At 53.2% G+C, this 19,034-nt stretch carries 12 protein-coding genes; 1 reads left to right on the forward strand and 11 read right to left on the reverse strand.

What is annotated here, in order from left to right:
- Positions 1 to 64: 64 nt before the first annotated feature.
- From VB741_RS01805 to ndhL, 11 genes are all read right to left on the reverse strand, one after another.
- Complete coding sequence (locus VB741_RS01805) at positions 65 to 1,279, reverse strand: glycosyltransferase family 4 protein (protein ID WP_323363427.1); 1,215 nt, start codon at positions 1,277 to 1,279, stop codon at positions 65 to 67.
- Between the two features lie 32 nt (positions 1,280 to 1,311).
- A complete protein-coding gene (locus tag VB741_RS01810; protein WP_323363428.1) occupies positions 1,312 to 2,076 on the reverse strand; it encodes a hypothetical protein in 765 nt (254 codons plus the stop codon).
- A 36-nt stretch (positions 2,077 to 2,112) separates the two neighbouring features.
- Positions 2,113 to 3,132 (reverse strand): sulfotransferase family protein, encoded by a 1,020-nt coding sequence (locus tag VB741_RS01815; protein WP_323363429.1) that lies wholly within the window; start codon positions 3,130 to 3,132, stop codon positions 2,113 to 2,115.
- Positions 3,133 to 3,469: 337 nt separating this feature from the next.
- Positions 3,470 to 4,885, reverse strand: a complete 1,416-nt coding sequence (locus VB741_RS01820; protein ID WP_323363430.1) for a hypothetical protein — start codon at positions 4,883 to 4,885, stop codon at positions 3,470 to 3,472.
- Between the two features lie 8 nt (positions 4,886 to 4,893).
- Positions 4,894 to 8,958, reverse strand: a complete 4,065-nt coding sequence (locus VB741_RS01825; RefSeq protein ID WP_323363431.1) for a beta strand repeat-containing protein — start codon at positions 8,956 to 8,958, stop codon at positions 4,894 to 4,896.
- A gap of 54 nt (positions 8,959 to 9,012) precedes the next feature.
- A complete protein-coding gene (locus VB741_RS01830) occupies positions 9,013 to 11,085 on the reverse strand; it encodes an OmpA family protein (RefSeq protein WP_323363432.1) in 2,073 nt (690 codons plus the stop codon).
- 11 nt (positions 11,086 to 11,096) lie between these two features.
- Positions 11,097 to 14,726 carry a TonB-dependent receptor gene (locus VB741_RS01835; protein WP_323363433.1) on the reverse strand — a complete coding sequence of 1,210 codons (3,630 nt, stop codon included), beginning with the start codon at positions 14,724 to 14,726 and terminating at the stop codon, positions 11,097 to 11,099.
- Between the two features lie 38 nt (positions 14,727 to 14,764).
- A complete protein-coding gene (locus VB741_RS01840) occupies positions 14,765 to 15,622 on the reverse strand; it encodes a hypothetical protein (protein ID WP_323363434.1) in 858 nt (285 codons plus the stop codon).
- A 1,148-nt stretch (positions 15,623 to 16,770) separates the two neighbouring features.
- The gene (gene trpA / locus VB741_RS01845; RefSeq protein WP_323363435.1) at positions 16,771 to 17,568 is read right to left on the reverse strand and encodes a tryptophan synthase subunit alpha; all 798 of its coding nucleotides are present in this window, start codon (positions 17,566 to 17,568) and stop codon (positions 16,771 to 16,773) included.
- Between the two features lie 75 nt (positions 17,569 to 17,643).
- Entirely contained in the window at positions 17,644 to 17,961 is a 318-nt protein-coding gene (locus VB741_RS01850) for a DUF3007 family protein (protein ID WP_323363436.1), read from the reverse strand.
- 2 nt (positions 17,962 to 17,963) lie between these two features.
- Positions 17,964 to 18,194, reverse strand: coding sequence for an NAD(P)H-quinone oxidoreductase subunit L (gene ndhL / locus VB741_RS01855; protein ID WP_323363437.1), 231 nt, complete (start codon positions 18,192 to 18,194; stop codon positions 17,964 to 17,966).
- A 465-nt stretch (positions 18,195 to 18,659) separates the two neighbouring features.
- On the opposite strand from ndhL, the gene VB741_RS01860 reads away from it, so the two are divergent.
- Positions 18,660 to 18,791, forward strand: a complete 132-nt coding sequence (locus VB741_RS01860; protein ID WP_323363438.1) for a hypothetical protein — start codon at positions 18,660 to 18,662, stop codon at positions 18,789 to 18,791.
- Positions 18,792 to 19,034: the final 243 nt, after the last annotated feature.

Raw genomic sequence — 19,034 nt, forward strand, 5'->3', positions numbered from 1 at the left:
CGTGATCCACGATTTGGGTGGGGGATGGGTATCTGGGAATGGTTTTTTTGGCCTCACCAGCATACTAGGCATGGCGCTGGGAATGTAAATCCGCCACCGCTGATGCGATCGATGGCTCCACCGCGGCCCAAGCATAGGTGTGGATAAACAAATCGTAGGCATGGGCTGTGATTTGTTTATCCAAGGCTGGATTTTGCCAGAGATAGTCCACCTTCTCCACCATTTGGGCTGCCGTTTCCCCCAGCCAAAGGTGATGGTTGTCTTTTACCCCCAGGCCTTCGGCCCCCTTGGCGGTACTCACCACGGGGCAATAGCTGGCAAAGGCTTCTAAAATTTTTAACCGCGTCCCCCCTCCCTGGCGGAGGGGAACCACCATGGCACTGGCCCGGTTTAAATAGGGTCGCACATCGGGCACCATGCCGGTGATGTGGATGTTGTTGTGGAGCTTGGCGGCTGTTGCCATAGCCGCCGTGGGGTCACGGCCCACTAGCCAGAGCTGACTGTCGGGATAGCGTCGTTTGAGGGCGGGGTAAATTTCTTGGATCAGGATGAGGGCGGCTTCTTCATTGGGGTAATAAGAAAACTTCCCCAGAAATAGGAGATGGTGCGGCTCCTTGGGGGAATGGTTTTGACTGGCCGGGGGATTAACCTGCCGATAAAATTCGGCCTGTAATCCATTGGGAATCACCTTCACTCCATGGCTGATGCCATAAAGCTGCCGGATTTGGTCTGCATCTACGGGACTGCACACCCAGGTTTGATCGGCTCGTTGGATAAAGGTCTGTTCAATGTGCCGAATTTGGCGTAACGTGCGGCGGGGTAGGCGGTAGTCTTCCTTATTGCCTTCAATGTTGTGGTTATCTAAAACGATGGCGCAGGGGTGGTTTTTGACTACCTGGAGATAGGGGTATAGCCACAGCTCTTCAAACACCATTAGGCTGGGCTGAAATGTTTCCACCAGCTGGCCTAGGGCCTTAGCCGCGTCGGCCGTATAGAGCCAATCAGCATAACTGTAACCGTCGGACCGCAGGTATCCCAACCGATTTTTAACTTTTTCAGTCCATGGGCGCTGGGGGCTGGCAATGTCGTAATGGGCTAACTTAAATCCCTGTTGGGTAAGTTCCTGGGCGGCCCGATCGGAGCCTTTATAGATGGAGAAGATAGCCACTTCTCCCTGGTGTTTGAGTAGGTTGAGGGTTTGCCAGTTTCGCAACGCCACGCCGCCGGTCGGGGGATAGGGGGGAACTTGAACAATAACCAGACTGCGACAGGAACCCATGGGTAAACCGAAGAATAGACCTAAAAATTGGTTTAACTATCTTCAAGGTAGTGGGCGTAGGGAGTCTTGGCAAAAAAATCGGTGAGTTCTTGATGATTTGCGATCGCATCCTGCCACCGCCCCGATGACTGTTTTTGATAGGCACTGGTGACCGGCGATGGGGCCACCCCCAGAAAGTTACAAATCTGATCCACCGTTGGCTGATGTTGCGAGCTGTCTTGGATATGCTCCTCATAGGTTAATGGGAGAACCTCTAAACCCTTTAGCAACTCCAGCTCATAGGTTGCCAGCCGTTCACTCCGCTGCATCCAATCCAGCATACTTTCCGGTCTTACCGTAATTACCCTAGATTTAGCCGGGGCATCGGTCTTTTTCTGATAGTACCCAGAAACCCGTGCCTTAAGATTCGAAAGGGCATGGTAAAAGAGATTGCGCCGTTGTAGATGAATGATCTTAAAGCCAACTTTGTCCAGCTGGTGTAAAAAATGCCGCCGTCGCAGCAGCGGCTGCACATCTCGAATGTGATAGCTTAGGATTTTGCAACCGTAGGCCTCCGTTGACGCCTTGGCGCAGCAGCTCTGCACATAAAGCTGGGGCAGGAGCACCGGGCGGCTCAAGATCTCTCCATCACACTGAATTGATTTGACACTGTCCAACAGGCTAACCAAAACGGTGGTGCCGGAACGACCTCGACCAAACAGAACAAACCGCACCGGGCTCAAGGGGGGACGATGCAACAGATAGTGAACCGTTTGTCTAATTTTTAAATGGGGATTTTTTATGGGAAGTAGTTCCATTATATTGTTTCCAATCTGGTCAGATAGCTGAACCTGTTATCTGGATCTGTTATCCTGTTTTTTTATTTTGGCCATAGCACCAATGTCCTGGGCTCGCCGAGACGAAGGCCCCAACAATTTTGTGCGCCATACCATCAGCTTGCAATCTAGCCGACAGCGCAGTTTTGCCACTTTTAGCAGTCCCACCGCCCCAGGCGATAGGGCCTGGTAAGGTTCGTCGGTATATCCGTACTGCTGTTGTAACCTATTTGTCACACTGTTCACAATTGCGACATGGTGTGGCCACAGCTGCTGTTTCCACTTGTCAACCGCCCTAGTCTCCAGGGGCTGAAGTGCCTGGTTTAAATGGGCTAAGGCCCACCCCTCCCGATTGACAATGGGCATGGTTTGGGTCGAACGCTGGGTCCACACCCCCCTAGGATAGTCCTCATTAAGAAACTCAAAAATCCCCTCAAGGACTGATTCCGGCTGGTGCACTAAGTCTTCGTAGCGCACCAGTTTTACCCGTGGATCAGAGTGCCAATTTTGTTCATAGAGTTGGGTACTTTGGTGCCATTGTTCGGCATGGACATGGACATAGTTACTGGCCCAGGTCATGTTTAACAGCGATGCGGTCACCGCCCTCGGATCTCGTAACATCCATAACACTTGGGCCTGGGGAAACCACTCTAACAGCTTTGCTAAATGTTGATAGTGCAGCGGTGTCTTTTCTCCCCAGCGGGGCTTATGACAACGTTGAGCATAGGTTTCTAACCATCCGGCAAAGAGAGTGCCATGGCTAGGAGATCCCTTGGCCAAGATGTTAGTTAGGGTGGTATCTGGTTCTATATCAAAGTAGGAGAATCGCTGACTTTGGCTCAAGACTTGCCAAAACTGTTGAAATTCCCCGGGCTGATCTAACTTTAAATGACCATAGGTGGGGACCCAATAGGTTAGAAAGTGGCTCTCTGGAGAAACGGCAATGCGGGGATGGGCCGAGAGGATGGTGGTTAACAGCGTGGTTCCCGACCGGGGCATACCGACGATAAAAATTGGCGGCTCTCCTGATTGGATCATGGGAATGAGGTGCTCGACTAGCTTTTAGCAAATAACTTTTAGTCTTTTAGTAAATACAGAGGCTACGTTAACCGGTTCTGCTTAACAATGCTTGTTGTAATGCTAAATCCACAGACTCCATTTGGGCGAGGTATTCTTGAACGCCTTGTTGGAGCTGGTGTCAAGCAGAATCAGGATTTTGTAACACGGCATTAATGTGGATGATGGCTGCTTGGCATGAACTCATGACGTGAACTACGGACGTAAAGCGATAAAAAAAGGTGGACTAGAATTTCTAGCCCACCTTAACATTGCAAAGTTAAATCAAATCAGAGTCCGGTCAGAGTCTGATCAGTGCCTATGGAATAGTCACCGTAAAGCGGAATGCACCCACCTCACTAGCATCAACATTCAGGCCAAGGTTAGGACCACCAGCCACCACACCTCCACCAGCGCCAACGCCTAGGCCACCCGTTGGTGTCCCCGAGGGGAAGGTACCAGGGAAGGAAGGACAGGATTCTACCAGAGAGGCTAAAGGTGCTTGGGGGAATAACAACGGGCTACCAGCAGCAAAGGTAAGATTAGTGCCTAGGGTAGAAAGCAGCTGGGGCGAGGCCAACTCTAGACTCGCTGGCTGCAGAACACTCGGCACCTGCAACTCGTCACATATTTCCACATTGGCAGCCTGGGCCACCCCGGCATTAAAGAAGTAGACCGTATACTCCACCACATCCCCAGACTGTAGTGGGTTATCCACCTCAAACAGACCCAGCGGTAAGCTATTACCTGCCAAGTTGGCTAAGGTATCGTCATCCTCGGTGCCAGGCTGATTAGTGAAGTCATTGATACCCGGTAGCGCCAGGTTAGTACCGGCCCTAGTAACCCGAGTAATGCGCTTCACAATCCGCAGATCGGCCCCCAAAAGCACAGGAGTTTCAATGTTCTCCTCCGGTTCATTCGCCTCTAGGTTGCCATTCGGATCACTAGCGACGGGATCGGGGGTGGTGGAATCACTCGGGAAGGGATTGATATCGTTGGAAAGATCCGATGTCGGCTCCCCAGATATCACACCAATGCCGTCAGTCGTCGTCTGGTTATCAAATGGCCCAGGTAAATTGGGGGCGACATTATTACCCGCAGTATTAACGTCAACCGTAATTTCGTAAACGGCAAACTCACCCACATTCAACGTGCTGGTGGGATCCGCTGGATCACCGGCCAGACGCAAATCGCCGCTGCCATCAAAGCTAGCGTTAACGGGCACCGTGGTCACACCGCCCCCAGCCGTGACCAATGTGGGGGGTGTAACGATGTTGAAGTCGTTAGTACCACCAATACCACTGGTGCCGAAGGTGGGTCTAAAGTCATTATTGAGGACAACATTTCGTAAATCCTCGATCCCAATGTTGCGCACCACTATCTGATAAACCAGACGCACATTGTTGGTACCAAACGTGGCCCCCGTAATGTTACCGATTTCAGTGCGGCTTTGGTCAACCCGCTCAATCACCGAAATTTCAGGCGTGATCACAAAGTTGACCGGGGTGGGGGTGTTTTCAGAATCCCCAGGGGCTGGAGCCGGAGCGCTCTGATCGCCCGCATTACCCACGGTGCTGCCCCCTGTCGGCGACTCACCAGGAGGATTCAAGGCCCCCTCCAAATCAGCAGGCAGAGGGGTGACTGAATTCAAATCGTTGGAGATATCGCTGACTGGAATCGTCGATGCAGCCCCAACACCAGTGGCTGTGGTGCTGTTGTTAAACGGTCCCGGCAAAGCCCTTGTCAGGGTTTCACCATTGTCCGCAGGGTTTCACCATTGTCCGTCAGATCCACATCAACAACGATTTCATACTCGCTAAATTCACCAACAGCTAAGGTCCCCGGTTGGATCAGGCTGGCATTGTTCGTATTCGGAGGGCCAGCCCCTTGATCAGAAGAATCGCCACCATCGTAGTTAGGATTAATCGGATTAGGCACACCAACACCAGCCACCTGGGTCAACGAAATGATCTCGAACCCATTATCAGGGCCAGAACCACCGCGAGTGCCGTCGTCAAAGGTGTCGGTAAAGTCGTTCGTTAGCAGAACGTTATTGAGGTCTTCAGCTCCTGTGTTTTGGACCCGGATGCGATAGGTGACACGCCCCGTATTGGCTCCATAGGTGCCTGTCGGCTCCAGTACCGTGGTCACCACTTGCTCAGAGACATTGATCTGAGGTTGTTGGATCGGAAAGGTAACGGGCGTCGGCACGTTTTCATTCACAGGATCGGGGGATGCTATCGGGGTCGGAGCCGCTGGATCCCCAGGATTGCCCGATGTACCACCACCCGTGGGTGAATTGCCCGCTGGATTCAGCTGATCTTCTAGGGCAAGACCCGTTGCATCGTTGGAAATGTCACTTACCGGAATGTTTGAAGTGACACCGATACCATCCGTTGTGGTGCTGTTGTTAAAGGGACCGGGTAGGGGATTGGACAACGTTTCGCCATTGTCCGTCAGATCCACATCAACGACGATTTCGTACTCGCTAAATTCACCAACAGCTAAGTTTCCACTGTTGAGTGGGATTAACCTCGAGTCGTTTGTCCCGTTAGGGCCGGCTCCCTCTTCCGAGGAATCGCCACCGTCATAGTTGGGATTAACCGCATTGGTCACCCCACCTACTTGCGCTAACGATACAATTTCGAACCCATTGTCAGGGCCAGAACCACCGCGAGTGCCGTTGTCAAAGGTCTCGGTAAAGTCGTTCACCAAATTGACTGAAGTGAGATCTTCAGGCCCTGTGTTTTGAACGCGGATGCGATAAGTGACTCGACCGTTATTGGCTCCGTAAGTACCTGTCGGATCAATCACCGTACTCACCACCTGCTCAGATACGTTGATCTGGGGTCGAGTGGGGAAGATAACCGGGGTGGGCACGTTTTCATTCACGGGGTCGGGTGATGCTACCGGGGTCGGAGCCGCTGGATCCCCAGGATTGCCCGATGTACCACCACCCGTGGGTGAATTGCCTGCTGGATTCAGCTGATCTTCTAGGGCAAGGCCCGTTGCATCGTTGGAAATGTCACTTACCGGAATGGTTGAGGTGACACCAATACCATTGGTGGTGGTGCTGTTGTTAAAGGGACCGGGTAGGGGATTGGACAACGTTTCGCCATTGTCCGTCAGATCCACATCAACGACGATTTCGTACTCGCTAAATCCACCCACCGCTAGGGTACCGGGTTGGATCAATTCTGCATTATTTGTATTACCAGGTCCGACTCCCTGATCAGAGGTGTCACCCCCGTCATAGGCCGGATTAACCGGATTGACAGTGCCACCCACCTGGGTCAAGGATACAATCTCAAAGCCGTTGTCAGGCCCCGATCCGCCCCGGGTGCCATTGTCAAAGGTCTCGGTGAAATCGTTGGTTAACGTGACCGTATTGAGATCTTCAGTACCTGTGTTTTGAACGCGGATGCGATAGGTGACTCGACCGGTATTGGGGCCATAGATCCCTGTCGGGTCAATAACCGTACTCACCACCTGCTCAGATACGTTGATCTGAGGAGTTGCATTGGGCTGTAGGGTAACCGGTGTGGGGGTATTTTCATTGGCGGGAACAGCTGGATCAGGCGGGGGGGGTGCATTGACCGCACCCGGATCACCAACGGTGCTCCCACCGGTCGGAGAATTACCGGCAGGATCCAGAGCACCTGCTAGGCCTAGAGCTGAGCCATCGTTAGAGATATCGCTCACCGGTCGGTTAGAGGGGGTGGTGGGATCACTGCCGAGGCCCGTCGCTGTGGTGCTATTGAAGAATGTCCCTGGCAGTCCAGTAGTTAGGGTTGAACCATTATTGCTGGTGTCAACGTCGACCAGGATTTCATATTCGGTAAATGCCCCGGGCTCTAGGGTGCCTCCCGTCGCCAGCACCGCGTTGTTGGTGTTAACACCTCCACTGTCAACAGTGTCACCACCATCATAGAGAGCGGTATTGGCTGGATTGGCTACACCGCCGGTTTGGGTGACTGAGATAACTTCGAAGCCGTTGTCAGGCCCAGAGCCACCACGAGTGCCGTTGTCAAAGGTCTCGGTAAAATCGTTGATCAGTTGGACGTTGGTTAAACGCTCGGGACCTGTATTCTGGACCCGAATCCGGTAGCGCACCCGAGCCGTGTTAGCACCACCGGGGCCAAAGGTGCCATCGACGGGCGCTACTGTTGTTTCAATGAACTGCTCAGAGACGTTAATGCGAGGTACTGGCACCGGTGGTGGCAAGATCACTGGTGTGGGGGAAGCCTCTAGGGGGTCATTGTCACCATTCGGGTCTGGATTGGGGGCGGGATTAGCGTTGGGAGGAACACTATCATCGACGGACGTATCTATAATTCGTAAACCAATGGGGGTTGTACCGGCGGCTACCACCGTATTGTTATAGGTCTCCCCAGGGTTAATATTGGCCGCAGCGGTGTCTAGGCGAACGGTGTATTGGATGACGGTGGCCTGACCCGGTGCGAGGGAGCCGGTGCCATCCAACAGATTCTGATTGCCATTGCCATTAAAGGCAGGATTAGCGGTGCCTGGACCTGAAATGACCGTGGGGGGAACTACCACCGTAAATCCAGTGGTCCCGTTAAAGGTTTGGGTGAGGTTGTCGGTTGCTTGCACATTGGTCAGCGTGGTACTGGCACCAAAGTTCTCTACTTGAACGGTGTAGACAACGTCAAACTCAGTTGCACTGACCTGAACAGGGGTAGACGCACTTTTGGCCGTACCGATGCTACCTGGGACAATAAATATGGTGTAAAGACCAACACCATGGTTGCCCGGCCCCCCATTGGCGTCGTTGGTGGTAATGTATCCACCTCCTCCCGCCGGGTTCAGCCCATCGGCTACTGAGGCAGGACCGTTCCCGTAGGTAAGCGTAAGGTTAGTGAGGGTGCCACCGCCAGCAGCTGAATAATCGGCGGTGATGGTTCCTTCAGAGCTTTGGTTTTGAGCCTCCACCCCTGCCGCGGGAGGATTGGCTGGGTTCGGTAAAGCACCACTGTTAGTGGGATTGACAGCTACACCGCCAGTTGGTGTGGCATTTATGGGGGTGAATTCAGTTCTGGTGGCAGGACCCACTAGGTCCGCATCAAGGCTTCTGGGGTTATAGATGCCGACAAAATCATTGCCCACAATGTCTACGGTGTAGTTACTGGCCGGTGCCAGCCCTGGGGCAGTGCCTCCATTGGCCTGATCGATGCCTAGAGGTATACCAGCTACTCCAGCTGCAGCTTCGGGTGAAACTTGGAACAGCGGTGAGGGGGCAGTCGCGGGGGTGATGCTCGTAGGGGCAATACTACCGCCCAGTTGAATCTGATCCTGCCACGTATTGGCGTTATCTCGGTCAACGTCAATTACGAGTAAGCGGGCTTGCTCAATGGGGGCACCAAAGTCAATATTCAGCGTGACTGCCTCGCTTAATGAGGCAGGATCGTGCTGAATTTCGAGGATACTACCGCCGCCAAACCCCCCGGTCAAACCCGTGGTGGAAGGGCGTAGGACCGCAAAGTTTCCGGTATTTCCGGTCCAACTTAAATTGACGGAGACATCGTTACCAAAGGTATCGGTGACAGTAATGTCTTCGTTGAGACTGTTGGGCGTGTAGCCGCTCAAATTAACTGGAAATATGGATACAGCCTCAGCTGGACGGCCAGTCACTAAGCTCAGAGTGGCAGCAGTTAGGGCGGAGGCCGTGATAACTATCGTTTGCCGACAATGCTGATTGAACCAGTTTGTAATAGAGAAAGCCGAGTGCCGCTGCGGGGCATGAGGGCCAAATTGTGGTTTAAGGGTCTTCTTGAGCAAGCGCTTCATCGCTTAATTCCTAGTAGAGGGTGACGGCATTGGACAGAGATTAACGAATGGGGTCTACGGCTCAATCTGTAGGTCAGTCTCAAGATTTTCGTAGATAATTTCGAGGCCGCGAGTATCGGTGAAGATAAATTCAGTCCGGCGATCGCGGGCATAATCAACGCGTCCAGTTCCGCTCGATCTCCGTTGGGTTTCACCAAAGGAACGAATCCGCATGCGCTCTGGGGCAACTCCCTGCTGTAGCAGATAATTTCTAGCGGCCAATGCCCGCCGTTCCCCGAGGGCCTGATTGTAAGCGTTGCTAGCTCGGGGGTCCGTATGTCCCTGGAGTTCAACTGTGATGAAGGGATATTCCTGTAAGACAGCAATAATGTCATCCATAATGGCTATGGATGCAGCACTGAGGTCTGACTTGTCGAGGGCAAAGTGAATGTTGCGCGGAATCCGCAAAATCACCTGCTCTGGCGGTAGTTCCGGTTCGGGTTCGGGTGGGTCTTGGGCAATTTCACAGCTGGGCATTTGGGGAGACCTTGGTCCATCTCCCAGGGTGCCGATGGCGGTAATGGCTGAGGGTTCAGAGGTGCCGTACACATCGTCGGTGGCGAGGGCGCTGACGATGGTGCCGTCCGGTGCATCTACTCCCACGTTAAAACTGCCGGTGTCGTCAGTGGTGACGGTGGTGACGTACTGGTTGAGGGCTCCGTAATAGCCTTTGCGGTCCACCACGGTGTAGATGTCGATGGCTGTTCCCGGATCGGCGATGCCGCTCAGGGTGGCTTGGCCACCGCTGATGGGGAAGGTGTAGTCATCAAATTCGGGGGCGTTGATGGCTCCATTGGCAGTGTCCCGACGACGCATAGAAGAGTTGCGCGGGGGGTTGGGTCCATCGGTGCGTTGAAAGTCCTGAATGCGGCTTTCGTCGTTATACCCCAGGTCTACGCTAAGGCCGTCTAGGGCGGCAAACTGGTTGTCGCGAATGATATTGCCGGTGTTGTGGGGATAGGCTGCGATCGCAACCCCAGGGCCTGGCTGATGCTGAATCACATTGCCCGTGACCTCGTGGCCGCTACCCATCAGATAAACCGCCGCCCGTCTCAACCGCCGCCCATTAAAGCGAATATCGTTGTTATAGATCCGGGCAGATCCCTCTGGCTTAAACATAAACACGCCACTGCCGTCGGTGGCGCATATCAGGTTGCCATGGATTTGGGCACCGTCAATGTTGCCATCCAAACGAATACCATCGGGAATACCAGCCAGGCCATTGGCCCGCATCGTATTTTCGGTGACATCCATGCCCATGGCCTGGGCTCCGGTGATGATGCCGCTACCTTCATGGAATTCAATCCGGTTGCGCTGGATTACCGTGTCTAGACCATTAAAAACAAATATGCCCAGGGCAGACAGCTGCTCCTCCGGCGGCATTTGCCCCGATGGTGATAGGCCCAACCAGTTATCTTCAATCACCACACCCACCGGCGCATCCGAATCCTCATCGGGCTGTAGCGTTTGCCAACCGGGGGCAGCTGGCAAACCAGCATCCACCGGGGGAGACACATGGGTAATAAAAATATCAGCCGGGGGGGTGGTTTGGGTGGAGCGATGTCTGGCGGAAAACCCATAAATGCTAAGACCACGCACCGTCACATCATCTGCCGTAATGGTGAGCCCTCGGGGAACTTCGGCCCCAGGGGCGGGCGTGAGGGTGACCATGGGGGTGGGCACCGGTGTCACCATGGTATCGGTGGTGGAAATGGGACCATAACCCGGCTGGCTAGAACCATCCACCAGGGTGCCCGCCGCCATGATGGGCGGTAGCAGCTCCGCTAGGGCAATGGTGGTTTCACTGGGCAAGCTGAAATTAATCACTGGGCTCGCCGCCGGTACGACCCGCGCCCGTTCCGCCCCACTCAGTTCAGTCACCGGCAGGGTGCCGTTAATCACCTCAATGGCTTCCCGCAGGGTGAGGGCATCATCTGGTCGAACCGCTCCATCAGCGGCCGAATTGACGATGATGGAATAGGGCGTAGGTGCAGTCGTCTCTTGGGCCTGGACGGTGGACGCTGCCAGGGGCAGGGTCACTGCCAGGGCAGCCGTTCCGACTAGTTTGGTCAGTTTGGACATGTGCATGGTGGATTTCATTACTCCTCACCCCCGTCAGTTGCCTGTGGGACTTCTGTCTGTGGGCCGTCTGCTTGCTCAACTTCTGCCTGTAGGGCTTCTGTTGGCTGGATGTCTGGCTGGATGTCTGGTTGGATATCTGCCGGTGAAATTTCTGGCTGGGATGCCGGAACGCTACTGACTGGGATGGCGGGCGGTGACGAACTATCCGCCTCCAACAAAGACTCATCCTGCTGTTCAGGGGCGATCTCTTGCAGACCAAACTGATCCCACAGTTCGTTGACCTTAAAGGTTATCCCAAGGTAGGGACCATCGTCGGACCGGTAGCCACTGCCGCCAAGGGAGCGATCGTTGACGCTACCAAAGCTGTAACCCACACCGAGACGTAATTCCGGTGTCATGTAGTAACCGGCTTCTAGGGCAAATCCCACTTCGTCGTAGTTGGTTTGAGGCTGGGTAATGTAGCGGACTTCTCCGGTAATATCCCAGCGGTAGGCAAAGCGGTGGGTGGCCCTCAACTGACCCAAGTGAATCGCATTGGAGGAGGTTACCCCAAGGGAATCGAGGTCGGCATTGGTGGACCGTAGGGCATATTTGCCGTAGAATTCCCATCGCCAGCTGGGGGCATAAATGCCCTCTAGGGCCAGGGTATGTTCCTGGATAGAATCTGACCCTGCCCCCAACAGCAACGCATTGGGGGTGCTGGAGGGATTGATGGCATATTCGTAGCTCAACAACCCGTTGAACTTATCGCTGTGGGGATTCCGGTAGGCCAATCCCAGGCGAGCACTGGTGGAACTGTTGAGCCGATCCGTAATGGTCTGGTTGGCAAAGTTGGCATGCTCAAACCGGGCCAAGGTGGTCAGGGCCGAGGAAAGCTTACCGGCCGCTGAGGCGGTGACGACGGTGTTGCTACCATCTTCCGAATCCCGGTGTTCAAACCGTCCACTGGCTTGAAAAGCAGAGTTGTCAGTATATTCCAACCCCAGAGTATAGGTGGTGCCGCTGACTAAGCCCAGGGAGGCCGCCGACTGTCCCACGGCATAGGGTTGGGCAAACTGGTTCCCCCCGGTGATGGAGGACAGGCCCGTACCAAAAATTCGCTGGAAGCCTAGATCGGCATGTAACCCTGGGGCCAGGTTAATGCGATGGTTTAGCCCCAGCGCCCCTTGGCTAGTCATACCGTTATGAGCCCCCAGGACCGAATAACGACCGGTTAGCTGGGTGTTGTCGGTGAGGTCGTAGTTAATCAGCGCATCAACGGTGGTAAGGGCGTCGGGGGTAATGTCATCGTCATGGAAGAACCGCTGGGCAAATCTCAGGGTGACCTCCGGCAGCACGTCCCAGTCCACACCCACCACGGTTTGCCCCGGGTAGGCCTCGTCTTCGTCATTGAGGGCAATGTCCGTTTGCGCCCGCAGGGTAACCCGCTCAGCGAGGGGCCAGGTTAACCCGGCGGAAAGCTGACTCGATTCGACGTCGTCACCGGTCACTCGATCGTTGCGATCGCGATATACCCAATCTAAATTCCCGGTGAGGGCACCAAACTGCTGCTGCACCCCAGCTCGCACCGTAGTGATGGAATTGTTCACCGTTGCTCCGTCCGCCCGCACCAAGCCTGGACTGATCAGCTGATCTAGGGTGGTGGGAATCAGGTCTTCATTCCCCTGGTTACGTTCGCGATCAAACTGCACCTGCAGCTGTGTATTTTCGCTCACGTTATAGCCCAACTGCCCACCCCAACGGGTTTGCCCGGCTCTAAAGCTGGTGGTGGCCGTGTTCCGGAAACCGCTATCGGCTTCCCTAAAGTAGGCGGTACCTGCCAAGTCAGGGGTAATGTTGCCCCTAGCCTCCACCCGAATGGCTGTACCTTCTTCATCCGTAGTGGGGTTATCCAAGGAAGACCGAGCCAGTTCAGCGACAAGTTCACCACTATCCCCCAGCTGAATCAAGGCATCGACCCCAAGCAAACTAAAGTCCTGGGCACCCTGGTCCTCAAAGATGGCTGAGGCACCGACCCAGCTAGGGGAGTCAAGACTGGTGTCAAAGTTGTACTGCAGCCGTCCACCAAACAAATTACCATCGTCCTCATCGCCATCTATTTGGTAGGTGGCCACAATGCGCCGCACCAAGGCCGGACCAAAGGGATTGGCATCCACCGCAGAAACCGGATTATTAAATAAAATGGCTCCGCGATCATAGTCAATGGTGTAGTCCACCCCCCGCACCAATCTCACCCGCTCAATCACGGTTCCCGGTCGGTTGAGTTCCTCCACTTCAAAGAACAAGTCCTCACTGCCTGCCAACAGCAGGCGACGGGACAGGAAGTAGTAACCGCTGGTGCCATCGGGCACGATGGTGTCCCGCTGGAGTGCCCGTAAATTATTGGCATAAAGCGCCGTCAGCTGGAGACCATTACCAAAGGTGTAATTACCCTTAAAACCGTGAAGCTGACGATTTAAGGCGGAAAATTCCTGGGAGAACCGGGAAAATTCGGCTGTATCGTAATCGCCCCACATGAAGAAGTCGGGCTCATAGCCAACAATGCTGGAATCCCGCTCAAACCGAACGTAGAAACTATCGATGGACGGCGTTAAAAAGTCAGTGGTGGAACTATCGCCATAGGTGGGATAGTTCTGCTCACAACTTTGAACGTCCCGATAGAGGCGGTTGTCATTACAGCGTTCATTCAAGGCGCGATCGCTGTTAAATGCCGCCGTCAGCAACCAGCTACCAATGGTCCCCGTGGCGAAAATACCCGCGTCCAGATCAGCTTCATAATCCCCCAGATTGCCTGGGTCGAGGAAGTCCGCATAGCGACCCCAAAAATCAGTCGCCCCCGGACCAAAGCGAAAGTCAACCACCCCCGTCACCAAGGACGGACGATAGGCGGTGGTGAAATTAATCTGGGTGTAGCCATCCAGTTCGGCCTCGGGTTGTTGAGCGGTTTCCTCGTCATCTACCAAACCCAATGCTTCACGGGCCTGAACACTGGCCCGAACGGTGACCCGCTGGGCGTCTAGGGATGAGCGCAACTCCACCTCAAACTCACCTTGGCGAGCCAGCACCTGAAAGCCGCCGCGATCGATGTCATAGTCGGCACCGATGAATGTGCCCGCCGAAGCGGTGAGGGTGACCACCACATCTTCGCGAATCGGTCGACCTGAGCCATCTAGGATGGAACCCTTTAGCCCCAGGGTGGACCGGCCATCAGCTGGAGCAAACGAATCACCCGTGGGAACTATCTCCAGGGTCAAATCATCCCCCAGTTCATTGTTAATCAGTGCTGGCAGGGTACTGGGCACCTCGCGAATAATCGTGCCATCGATAAACCCTTCGGCTTCCCCTGGATCTTCCTCCACCGGTAACGTGCCCGAATCGAGCAGATCGCTAGGTAGGTCATCACTGGCCTGGGCCCATAGCTCCAGACCATTTCCCTCCAGTGTGTTCACATCCAGCGTGTTCACATCCAGCAAAGTCAAGCTCTGGGCATCCAGCTTTGTCGTATTAAGGGTATGGATATCGGTTTTGACATCGGTTGACAAGAGCAACTCGGTATCGACGCCAACCTCAGCGGTCGAGCCGAACTGTGTTTGAGCCGCGCGGGCCGGTTGTAGTAGCGCTATCACCCCAGTCAGGGTAGTGAGCAAGGCTAAACAAATTGAATTTGATAACAGACGCATCTTCATTAGTTCTGGCCCTCCCCGTAGGTCGGTGTTACTGCAAAGTTCATACGAGCTAGACCGCCAGCTTCTAGGCGCACCAGCCTAGACTGGCTGTTGTTTTCTAGGCGGTAGAGGTTGGGGGCCAAGGTGTAACCTGGCAAACTGCTCAGGTCAAGGACGCCTACGCGGTTACCCGACACCACGTTAGCCATGGAGAACAAGCCGTCTGGGTCAGCAATAATGCGGTTGCCGTCGTCCATGTAAACCACAGCATTGGGCACACCGGGCTCACCGGGCTGCTGTTCGCCATCAAAGTTTTTGTCCACAAAGACGCGACCGATAATGGTGCCGCAGTCAGACAATATGCCGGAACGAATAGTTAAGCGAAACTCAGCTTGGGCAGTGGGGAATCCGGGGGCAGAGGCACTGGCCACGTTGACTCCAGAACCTCGAATGGCATCCGGTGTCAGGGTGACAGCATAGAGAATCTGAACGCTGCTTTGAGCGGCCAACGAGTCAAACAGAAAATTGAGCTGTCGTCCAGAGACTGTAAAGGATGTGAGGTTTGGCGGCGTTGGAGCGGTATTGACCGAATTTTCGATGTATTCCAAGCCTCGCGGCAGGTTATCCACCACGGTTAGGGGAGTGGCCGGGGCTTCACTCAGGTTCTCCACCAACAGCCGATAGACCACCACATCACCGGGTTCAGCGGCGGACTTGTCGGCTGTTTTGGTCAGTCTCAGGAGCTGATTTCCGACCGGGGGCACCCCAATGGTGGTGGTGTTACCGGGGGCAATCACCCTGGGCCGACTGGGATTACTAGGATCATCAAAGGCTCCAGAGGCCGTATTAGTAACCTGAACCTGTGCACTCACAGGCATTACAGGGGTATGGGCATAAACCAGCAGCGTGCTCATCAGCACGCCCACCAAGAAAAAACTTATTGTTTTAAGCAGGTGCCGAACGACACCTCTAGGACGGTTGTTCAAAACTCTCATGACCCCTCAAAGGCACCAACAACAAGGCGAATAGCCATAACCATCAACCTTTTCCACAAGCGACTGGACTCAATATTCCATGGGTGTTTACAGCTACTTCAGTAGTGGTTACAAACATGACGTGACCACCATTCAAGAAAACCAGTAAATACCCATAGGACCCTAACCGGAGGCCCAGGAAAAAATACTGACTACAGCTGCCAAACAACCAATAAATCAAAGAAGTTTGCCGTATTTGTACGGTTATTTCTATCTCTGGACAAGGATTATTACACTCTGGTTTGGAGAGTGCAACACCTTACATCACAAGCCAAAGTCTAAGAGCTTATACTGAGGCTTTCAGCATCAGGAAGATTTGATGAAAAACAGAAAAATTTTTCTAGATTTTGCTGATTTTGCTGAATAAATCCATAGGGATCGCCAGTGTCACGTCCTGACTTAAGGGAATTTTGTCCTTCATTGAAGTTCCGATGGGATAACGTGAAGTTTTATTGAAATACATGTTTCGCAATGTTTGTCGGTATTCTGTAACAACAAAATGGAATTGTCCTAGTTCTAAATGCAGGTATAAAAAATCAACCGTATTTGTTGGCTTAGTCAACAAATACGGTTGAGGGTGCAGGGCAAACGCATACAAAAGTACATATCTCAACAAGCCTCTATTTTGGCCATTTTATTGAGAATAGTGTCATTAAGAAGAGTCTTATTGAGAAAAAGCTGATGAACATTAGTGTCGTGAGCGCCTGCTTACGCTACATATAGCGTGTTAAGAAACGTATGCGTTTGCCCTGGTTGAGGGTGCTATTAAGTTGAGGGTGCTATTAGTAACTGGCCCTGGAATTGCCGACCATTACATGGCTGATGGTTGTTAAGTAGGGTATCCCAGTTATGCCTCAGGTATCGAGGCCCAATTCCGTTCCCCAATTCTGGGGGAGATTGGACTCAAAGCCCCCAGAATTGGGGGTTTGGGGTTGGGGTGAGGAATCCAAACACCTGGCCTTCTGTCTTACTAAATGATTAGGCTAACCCACTTAATTCAGGGCTGCTTTAAGCTGTTGGCAAAAGCTTTCTACCTCTGCAACGCCACTGGTGCCATCGGTGGTCGCTAGTCGTTGAACAAAGGCGCTGCCAACAATCACGCCATCGGCACCCCATGTTTTAAGCTGGGCAGCCTGCTCCGGAGAGGATACGCCAAACCCTACGCCAATGGGTTTATCGGTTACGGTCCGTAGCTCCTGCAGCAGGTCCTGTACTCGACTTTCGATCTGGACACGCATGCCCGTAACGCCCGTAACGCTGACTAGGTAGATAAATCCTTGGCACTGATGTGCGATCGCAACAATTCGCTCCTTGGGGGTGGTCGGTGCCACCAGCAGCGTCACCTCAATCCCAATTTCCTGAGCTGGCTTCAGGAGAACCTCCATTTCCTCCAGGGGTAAATCAGGCACCACCAGCCCCCGGGCCCCCGCCTGGTAAATATCCCGTAAAAAAGTCTCAATCCCCCGATTGAGAATGGGGTTGTAATAGGTAAACAGCACAATTGGGGCTGATAGTTCTGGGGATACCTCAGCCACCAGGGCTAAAACAGCGTCCAGGGTGACCCCCCGGGCCAAGGCTCGGGTAGCCGCCGCCTGGATCACAGGACCATCGGCCAAAGGATCAGAGTAGGGCACCCCCAGTTCAATTAAATTAGCCCCGGCTCGATCTAAGGCCCTAAGGGCTGCTGCCGTGGTGGCTAAATCAGGATCGCCCGCCGTAATAAATGGAATGAGCGCACAGCCATTATGGTCACGCAGAGTCTGAAATTGAGCTGAAACCGATTTACCCATAATCTATGTGCAATCTCTATATGTGATCTATCTAGATCTATCTATATGTGATCTATCTGTGTTGAGACGCCTGTACTAAGACGCTGATTGGGATTTTTTCTCCGCCTCCAGCTCCACCTGGAGTTGGGCAATTTCTTCATTGGTCATCTCATCTAGACGTTTTTGCAGGACCGCATCCTCGTAATCCTTAAGCTGCTGGTTGTAGGTCATTTTTTGGGAAAACACCCGAGTGATATAGGTCAGCACCCAGCCCACCAGTCCGCCCGTAAAAATAACCTGACTCCAGATGCCCGCCGAAATTCCGTCTAGACCGGCCAACGTCAGGGCTAAATAGACAGCCCCTCCCGCCACAAAGACACCCAATCCGATGCCAATCACATCAATTCGACGCATGGCTAAATCTCACGCCGCTGGGGTCTAAAGTTAAGAAAAGGTGATAGCAGCAGCATCCCTGGAAAAAATATAAACACCAAAGAGTAAATCCACAGACGCTCTATGGATGATGCCACGTTCCAACGTTGCTTTAGATAAAACAGCAGTATTCCGGGTATCACGGCTAAATAGAGCCCGGCCAAACCGGCATAGACCGCCAGTGTCATCAAAAGTGAGATATCGAGGTTATCCATAGCCCCTAGGCACACATTACTTCGCACAAGCCATCATAGCGTTCAGGGGGTTGCACAGAATACCAGTTGGTGTTGGAATTAAACAGGTGTTATCGGAAAAGTGATTTGGGCAGGGTTCTAAACCTATGGCCATTCAAGATAATCACCCAACTAAGGGGGCGTGGCGGAATGGTAGACGCTGCGGACTTAGAAAACTGAGCCTTAGTAGAGAAATCTGCTAAGTGGAAGCTCTCAAACTCAGGGAAACCTAAGTCTCCATTGACCCATTCTTTGGGTAGGGGATACGGCAATCCTGAGCCAAGCCCTTTGAAAGGCGGAAGGCAAAAGGCAAAAGGCGGAAATAAATTCGTCCTTTATCCTGATAACTTCATCCTTTTACAGGGAAGGTGCAGAGGCCCGACGGGAGCTACCCTAACGTTTAGTCGAGGGTAAAGGGAGGGTCCAATCCTCAAAACCGTGTTAGCTGTGGCTAAACGGCAACAGCGAAAGCTGTGGGAGGATGAAAATCCGTTGACCTTAAACGGTCGTGAGGGTTCAAGTCCCTCCGCCCCCATTCTTAACTGTTTCTTTAGCTACATTACGAAGCTAGCGCTGTAAAATGTGTCTTTAACTTTGTACACAAAATTAATCCATGATCTAAAGCCTATGGCGGCCTTAGTGGGCACGATAATTTTAATTGCCGAAAGGTAAGCAGCGTCTAGGATACAAGCCTCTAAGGGGCCATTGATGATGGGCGGTCAGTGGCGCTACGGAGTGGGCTCTAAGAAAAATATACTTCCCAAGGTGGGTGGTATATTGTTACAAAGTGAATATCCGGACACATATTTTACTTCGTACCAA

The organism is Leptothoe sp. PORK10 BA2, assembly GCF_034932105.1.
Taxonomy (GTDB): Bacteria; Cyanobacteriota; Cyanobacteriia; order Phormidesmidales; family Phormidesmidaceae; genus Leptothoe.